3 protein-coding genes are annotated in these 7480 nt (G+C 72.6%); all 3 read left to right on the top strand.

Going from position 1 to position 7480, the window contains the following annotated elements; translation table 11 throughout:
- Positions 1–177 precede the first annotated feature (177 nt).
- Entirely contained in the window at positions 178–1932 is a 1755-nt protein-coding gene (locus VFE05_02635) for a hypothetical protein (protein ID HET6228945.1), read from the top strand.
- Between the two features lie 172 nt (positions 1933–2104).
- Positions 2105–3601: a CopD family protein gene (locus tag VFE05_02640; GenBank protein ID HET6228946.1), complete on the top strand. Its 1497-nt coding sequence runs from the start codon at positions 2105–2107 to the stop codon at positions 3599–3601.
- Between the two features lie 390 nt (positions 3602–3991).
- A complete protein-coding gene (locus VFE05_02645) occupies positions 3992–7111 on the top strand; it encodes a hypothetical protein (GenBank protein HET6228947.1) in 3120 nt (1039 codons plus the stop codon).
- The last annotated feature ends 369 nt before the right edge of the window (positions 7112–7480 follow it).

Below are 7480 nucleotides of genomic sequence, written 5' to 3' on the forward strand. Positions count from 1 at the left end.
TTTCTCCTTCGTCTGGTCAGTGGCGGCCGGCCTGCGCCGCGTGCGCATCACTCGCGCCGCAAAGCAATGGTCGGTCACGGGAGCGGCTGTTCACGACGCCGTGGCCGCTGGTGGCGCTTGGCTGGCTGTCTATATTCAAGCATCGCAAAAGCGGAACGAGGAACGAGCGGAGGTTGGATGAGGATCGGATCGATCGTGAGAGGCGCGGCCACGGGCGCCGCGCTGCTGTTTTCTGCCGGGACGGGTTTCGCGCAGCACGCGCACGGCGAGCCGGCGCGCCCGGACTCCGCCGCGATGGGCGGGATGAAGGGCATGGCGGGGATGGAGATGCACGGCATGGGCGCGATGGACGGCCCGCTGGGCATCCCCTTGAGCCGCATGGGCTCCGGCACGAGCTGGGTGCCCGACGCGTCGCCCATGCACGCGAAGCACTTCTCCGCCGGCGCGTGGGAGATGATGCTGCACGGCGTGGCGTTCGGCTACTACGACCGGCAGGGCGGCCGCCGGGGCGAGCACCAGGCCGGCAGCGTCAACTGGGCGATGCTGATGGCCGCGCGCCCGCTCGCCGGCGGGCGCCTCCAGCTGCACGGGATGATGAGCGCCGAGCCGTTCACGGTGGCGGACGGCGGCTACCCGCTGCTGCTCCAGACGGGCGAGACCTACCGCGGCGCCCCGCTGCACGACCGGCAGCACCCGCACGACCTGTTCATGGAGCTGTCGGCCGGCTACCAGCGGGCGGTGGCGCGGAACCTGGGCGTGGAGCTGTACCTGGCGCCGGTGGGCGAGCCCGCCATCGGCCCGGTCGCCTTCCCGCACCGTCCGTCCGCCACGAACGACCCGTTCGCGCCGCTGGGGCACCACTGGCAAGACGCGACGCACATCACCTTCGGCGTGGCGACGGCGGGCGTCTTCTCGCGCACATGGAAGCTGGAGGGCTCGGTGTTCAACGGCCGCGAGCCCGACGCGGAGCGCACCGACTTCGACTTCCGGCGGCTGGACTCGTACTCCGCGCGGGCGACGCTGAACCCGTCCGCGGCGTGGAGCCTGAGCGCGTCGGCCGCCTACCTCGACAGCCCGGAGGAGCTGCATCCTGACGATTCCGAGCGGCGCTTCGCCGTCTCCGCGATGCACGGGCGGCGCTTCGGGCGCGCGGGGCAGTGGTCGAGCGCGGTGGGATTCGGGGGCAACAAGCACGCGCACGGTGGCCTGGAGCCCAGCTTCCTCGCGGAGAGCAACCTGGACCTGGACGCGCGCAACTCCGTGTTCGGGCGCGCGGAGTACGTGCGGAAGAGCGGCGAAGACCTGGTGCTCGCGGGCGTGCCGGGCGATGCGGAGTTCGGCGTGGGCGCGCTGTCGCTGGGCTACGTGCGCGAGGTCGCGTCGCTCGGGTGGATGAGCGCGGGCGTGGGCGTGCGGGGCTCGGTCAACTTCGTGCCGGCCGCGCTGGAATCCGCCTACGGGAGTCGGACTCCGACGGGCTGGTCGGTTTACGTCCGCCTTCGCCCGAAAGCGATGGAGATGGCGTCCGCCCCGGCCGCGAGCCCTCGCCCTGTCGCGGCGCGACCGGTGCCGCTCCGCGCGCGGCCGGACACGCTCGCGCACCCCGCCGAGCATCGCCACACGCCCGGCATGAAGATGCCCGCCGCGCCGGATTCGATGCCGGGAATGCGGATGCCGGCCGATTCGATGCCGGGAATGAAGATGCCGCCGCCCGATTCGACCAAGACGCCGCTCGATACGATCAAGACGCCGGCCGAGCACCATCATCCGAGCGCCGATGCCATGGCGACTGCCACCGATGCGCATCCCGCCGGCCGACGTGCGATCATGCCGGGAGATGCACATCCGCTCGCATCTGCCGCGCTCTTGCCGAATGCGGCGTCTGGCGGCACCGTGTCGGGCCGCGCGGAGCGGAAGCACGCGGTGGGGTGACGCCCGGCGCGTGAACCCGCAGCTACAACCGCACGAAGCCGACCTGCGTCGGCTGCTGCCGCGCCTTCGACCCGTCTCGACAACATCTCAGTTCGCCGGTTCGTAGTGCGCGGACCCACATCGTCTCAGGGCGCCGTCTTCGGGCGGCGCTCTTCCCTCACCTGCTCCGTCCATGCCGGCCGTTCCGATCCACACGCCCGCCGCCGCGCGCATCCACGCCTTCTCGCCTGGGTGGCTGACGGCGGTCGTGGCCGTGCTGCTGCTCGCGCTGCTGCCTGCGACCGCGCATGCGCACGGGCATCTCACGCACTCCGCGCCCGCGGCAGATGCGACGCTGCATGTAGTGCCCGCGGAGCTTCGGCTGACGTTCAGCGAGGCTCCGGAGCTCGGGTTCACCGAGATTCGCCTCGTTGGCCCCGACAGCGCGGAGGTGGCGCTCGGCGGCATGGCGATCCCGGCGGATTCGCCGCGAACGGTGGTGGTGCCCGTCCGCGGCGCGCTCGCGGCGGGCAGCTACACGGTGATCTGGAAGATGGCGGGCATGGACGGGCACCCCATGCACGGCGGCTTCTCGTTCGTCATCGCCCCCGGCGCGTCGGGCATCGCGACATCATCCGTCGCGGCTCCGTCGGGAGATGCGAACGCGGCGGCGGCTGCGCATCTCCCGAATCCGGCGGTCACGTCCCAGCAGACGCATCTCGCGCGGCACGCGTCCGCAGCTTCGGAGGATGATGACGCGGGCGCGGAGGCGCCGTGGTACGTCGTGGTTCGATGGATGGAGCTCACGGCGCTGCTGGTGGTGATCGGCGCGGCGGCGTTCCACCTGCTGGTCCTGCGCCCGCTGGACGCCTCCGAGCCGGCCATCGCGGCGGATGCGCGGCGGGCGGCGGCCACGCTCGGGATGCGCGGCGCGGTGCTGCTCGCCGTCTCCGCGCTGCTGCGCCTGTTCGCGGAGTCCGCGGCGATGCACGGTGGCTCGCACGCGCTGGACGGCGGCCTCCTGGGCGAGATGGTGATGCGGACGGCGTGGGGCTGGGCGTGGCTGCTCCAGGTCGCCGCATCCATCGCCGCGGCGGCGGCGTTCGCGTCGGCGCGGCGGGACGGAGGTCGTGGATGGATGCTGGCCGCGGTCGCGGCGGCGGTGCTGGCGTTCACGCCCGCGCTCTCCGGCCACGCCGTCGCGGCGGAGCATCTCCGCGCGCTGACGGTGCTGGCGGACGGGCTGCACGTCCTCGGGGCGGGCGGGTGGCTGGGCAGCCTGCTGATGCTCGTCGCCGCGGGTCTTCCGGCCGCGCTCCGTGCGGGCGAGGACGAGCGCGGGACCGCGGCCGCACGGCTGGTGCACGCGTTCTCACCCGCGGCGCTCGCGTGCACGGTGCTCGTGATCGCGACGGGCCTCTTCGCGGCGTGGGTGCACGTGGGCAGCCTGCGCGGCCTGGCCGGCACACACTACGGACGGCTGCTGATCGTCAAGATGGCGATCCTGCTGGTGACGGTGACGGTTGGCGCGTACAACTGGCGCATCGTCCGCCCGGGGCTGCGCGACGAGGACGGCGCGCGGCACCTCCGCGGCTCCGCCAAGTTCGAGCTGGCAACGGGGCTGCTCATCCTCCTCGTCACCGCCATCCTCGTCGCTACCCCCACGGCGGTGGACCTGGCGGCGAGGTAACGGCGGGTCCCCTCCCCGCCTCGCTTGGGCTCGACGACCCTCCCCCAAAACTGCCTGGGGGAGGGTTTTGCGTCTGGCAGTGTGACGCATCTTCGGAAGCAGCCGTGCGGCAGGGCGGAACGGCGGAGGCCGCGCGTCGGCGGAAGACGCTGCGGGTGCTTGCGAGGAGTGCGGAGAGGACGGCACGTTGAGGATCAGCGCTGCCGTCAATCCGGGAGTTTCGGTGCGGCGGTAGCCTCGCCTGGCGCGTAAACGCGCGGGCTACGACGGCGCGAAGACCGCTACGCGGCCTGCGGCGGAGCGCCGGTCCCGTCTCGGAGCATCCTTCACGGAGCCGATGAGCACACGCGGCTTCCATCTCACCTTCCTTACGCCATCTCCCGAAAAGCCATGAGATCAGCGCGCCGCAGGGTGCTGGCCGCAGCGGTGCTCGTCGCGGCCTCGCACGTATCCACGCTCCAGGCACAGATAGATCCGCGCGCGTATGGTGAGCTGCGGTGGCGGATGATCGGGCCGTTCCGCGGCGGGCGGACGGTGGCGGCGACCGGGGTGCCGGGGCAGCCGAACGTGTTCTACATCGGCGTGAACAACGGCGGGGTGTGGAAGACGACGGACTACGGGCGCGTGTGGACGCCGGTGTTCGACGAGCAGCCCACCGGCAGCGTGGGCGCCATCGCCGTGGCACCGGGCGACGCGAACACCGTCTACGTGGGCAGCGGCGAGGGGCTTCAGCGGCCGGACCTCTCCACCGGCGACGGCATCTACCGCTCGACCGACGCGGGCAAGACGTGGACGCACCTGGGCCTGCGCGACGGGCAGCAGATTCCCGCTGTGACGGTGGACCCGCGCGACCCGCGGCGGGTGTTCGCGGCGGTGCTGGGGCACGCGTACGGCCCCAACGCGGAGCGCGGCGTCTTCCGCTCGGCCGACGGCGGGCAGTCGTGGGAGAAGGTGCTGTACCGCGACGAGAACACGGGCGCCGTGGAGGTCGCGCTCGACCCGCGCGACCCGCAGACGGTGTACGCGGTGCTGTGGGCCGCGCGCCAGGCGCCGTGGGAGATCGGCGGCTCGTTCACGCTCTCGGCGAACAACGGGCTCTTCAAGTCCACCGACGGCGGGACGACGTGGCGGCAGCTGGGCGGCGGACTGCCGGGTACGGCGGACGGGCTAGGGCGGATGGGCATCGACGTCTCCCGCAGCGATCCGCGCCGCGTGTACGCCATCGTGAGCGCGCGGCGCCGCGGCGGCCTGTACCGCTCGGACGACGGCGGCGAGAGCTGGACGATGGTGAACGCCGACCCGCGCCTGTACGAGCGCGACGGCGACTTCAACGAGGTGCGCATCGACCCCGCGAACCCGGACGTGCTGTACATCGCCAACGTGGTCGCGTGGAAGAGCACCGACGGCGGGAAGACGTTCGCGGCGCTGCGGGGCGCGCCGGGCGGCGACGACTACCACCGCTTCTGGATCAACCCGCAGGACCCGGCCACCATCCTGCTCGCCAGCGACCAGGGCGCGGTGGTGACGGTGAACGGCGGGCGCACGTGGAGCTCGTGGTACAACCAGCCCACCGCGCAGATCTTCCACGTGGCCACCGACGAGCAGTTCCCGTACAACGTGTACGGCTCGCAGCAGGAGAGCGGGTCGGTGGGCATCAGCAGCCGCGGCGCGGACGGCGAGATCACGTTCCGCGAGTGGCACCCGGTGGGCGTGGAGGAATACGGCTACGTGGCGCCGGACCCGCTGAACCCGGACCTGGTGTACGGCGGCAAGCTCACGCGCTGGGACCGCCGCACGGGCCAGGTGCAGGACATCTCCCCGAAGGCGTTCCGCGACAGCACGTACCGCCTGGTGCGTACGCAGCCGGTCGTCTTCTCCCCCGCCGATCCGCACATGCTGCTCTTTGCGAGCAACGTGGTGTGGAAGACGACCACCGGCGGGCGCGAGTGGGCGCGGATCAGCCCGGATCTGACCCGGGAGATGGCGGGCGTGCCCGCGAACCTGGGCGTGTTCGCGGCGCAGGACCCGGAGCACGGGCGGCATCGCGGCGTCGTGTACGCTCTCGCCCCGTCGCCGCTGGATGCGGGACGCATCTGGGCGGGCACGGACGACGGGCTGATCCACGTGACGGCGGACGGCGGCGCGCACTGGCGCAACGTGACGCCGCCCCAGCTCGGGCCCTGGGCGAAGGTGTCGATCCTGGAGGCCTCGCACTTCGACACCGCGACGGCGTACGCGGCGATTAACACCTTCCGGCTGGACGACCTGCGGCCCCACATCTACCGCACGCACGACGGCGGGCGGACGTGGACGGAGATCGTGGCGGGGATCGCGGACGGCGGGATCGTGAACGTGGTGCGCGAGGACCCGGAGCGGCGCGGGCTGCTGTACGCGGGGACAGAGCGCGAGGTGTACGTGAGCGCCGACGACGGCGGGCACTGGCAGTCGCTGCGGCTGAACATGCCGGCGAGCTCGATCCGCGACCTCGTGGTGCACCATCAGGACCTCGTGGTCGGTACGCACGGGCGCTCGTTCTGGATCCTGGACGACGTGACGCCGCTCCGGCAGGCGGACGCGCGCACGCTGGCCGCCGACGCCGCGCTCCTGCGCCCGGTCCCGGCAGTCCGCGCCCGCTGGAGCACGTACACCGACACGCCGCTGCCGCCGGACGAGCCCGCGGGCCAGAACCCGCCGGACGGCGCGGTGATCGACTATTGGCTGGGCCGTGACGCGCGCGGACCGGTGATGCTGGAGGTGCTGGACGCGTCGGGGAACCTCGTCCGCCGCTTCTCGTCGGCAGATTCGGTGACGGCGGTGGAGACGACCGGCAACGTGCCGTGGTACTGGATCCGCCCGCCGCAGCGCATCTCCACGGCGGCGGGGATGCACCGGTTCGTGTGGGACCTGCACCACGCCGACCCGGCGGTGGCGGAGCACGAGTATCCCATCAGCGGCGTGCCGATGAACACACCTCGCGAGCCGCGCGGCCCGTGGGCGCTGCCGGGCGGCTACACCGTGCGCCTCTCCGCTGGCGGGCGCTCGTACACGCAGCCGCTCACGGTGCGCATGGACCCGCGCGTCCGCACGTCCGAGGCGGGCCTGGCGCAGCAGTTCGCCCTCTCGGCCACGCTCGTGGATGCGCTGCACCGCCAGTCCGACGCGATGCGGCGGCTCGGGGCGCTCCGCACTCAACTCCAGGCCGCGCACGGCCGTGCCGCCCCCGCGCTCGCGGCGGAGGTGGATTCGCTGGACGCGAGAATCGCCCGCTTTGCAGACGGCGACGGAGGCGCCGCGGGGCTGGAGCGGCTGGGAGGCGAGCTCGCATCGCTCTACGCCAACATCCAGAGCGCCGACGTCGCGCCGACTCCCGTCACGACGACGGCCGCCGCGGACCGCATCCGCATGCTGGACGCGGCGCTCGCCCGCTGGAGCGCGCTGAGGACCGACGTCTCCGCGACCAGCGCCCGCCTCCGCGCCGCCGGCCTCCCTCCGCTCGACCTAGGCCCGTAGGACGGTGTTTGCCGGCGGCCGCATCGTGTCCGCCGAACGTCGCACCCACGTCGCCCACCAGTTCACGGTCATGCAGGGCTACGAGAACCGGTACTTGTAGCGGTACAGTCGCCGAACGAGGGCGAGGCGGGTGAGGGCGCGGCGCGGTCGCGAGCAGCGGAGGGGGCGCGGCGGCGGGGCTAGCATCCGCCCGAAGCTGGACGGACAAGGTGCAGCGCTGGCCGAAGTGCGGCCGGCGCTTCTCGTGAGGGGGAGACGAACGAGCCGGCTCCTGTCGTGGACCCGCGGCCGCGCGCATCCGATTCGGACGAAACGCCGCCGGGGGACAGGCTTTCCAGGTGTGTGGTGGTGAGCAAGGATCTTGCATCA

It is taken from the genome of Longimicrobiaceae bacterium, assembly GCA_035696245.1.
GTDB lineage: Bacteria > Gemmatimonadota > Gemmatimonadetes > Longimicrobiales > Longimicrobiaceae > DASRQW01.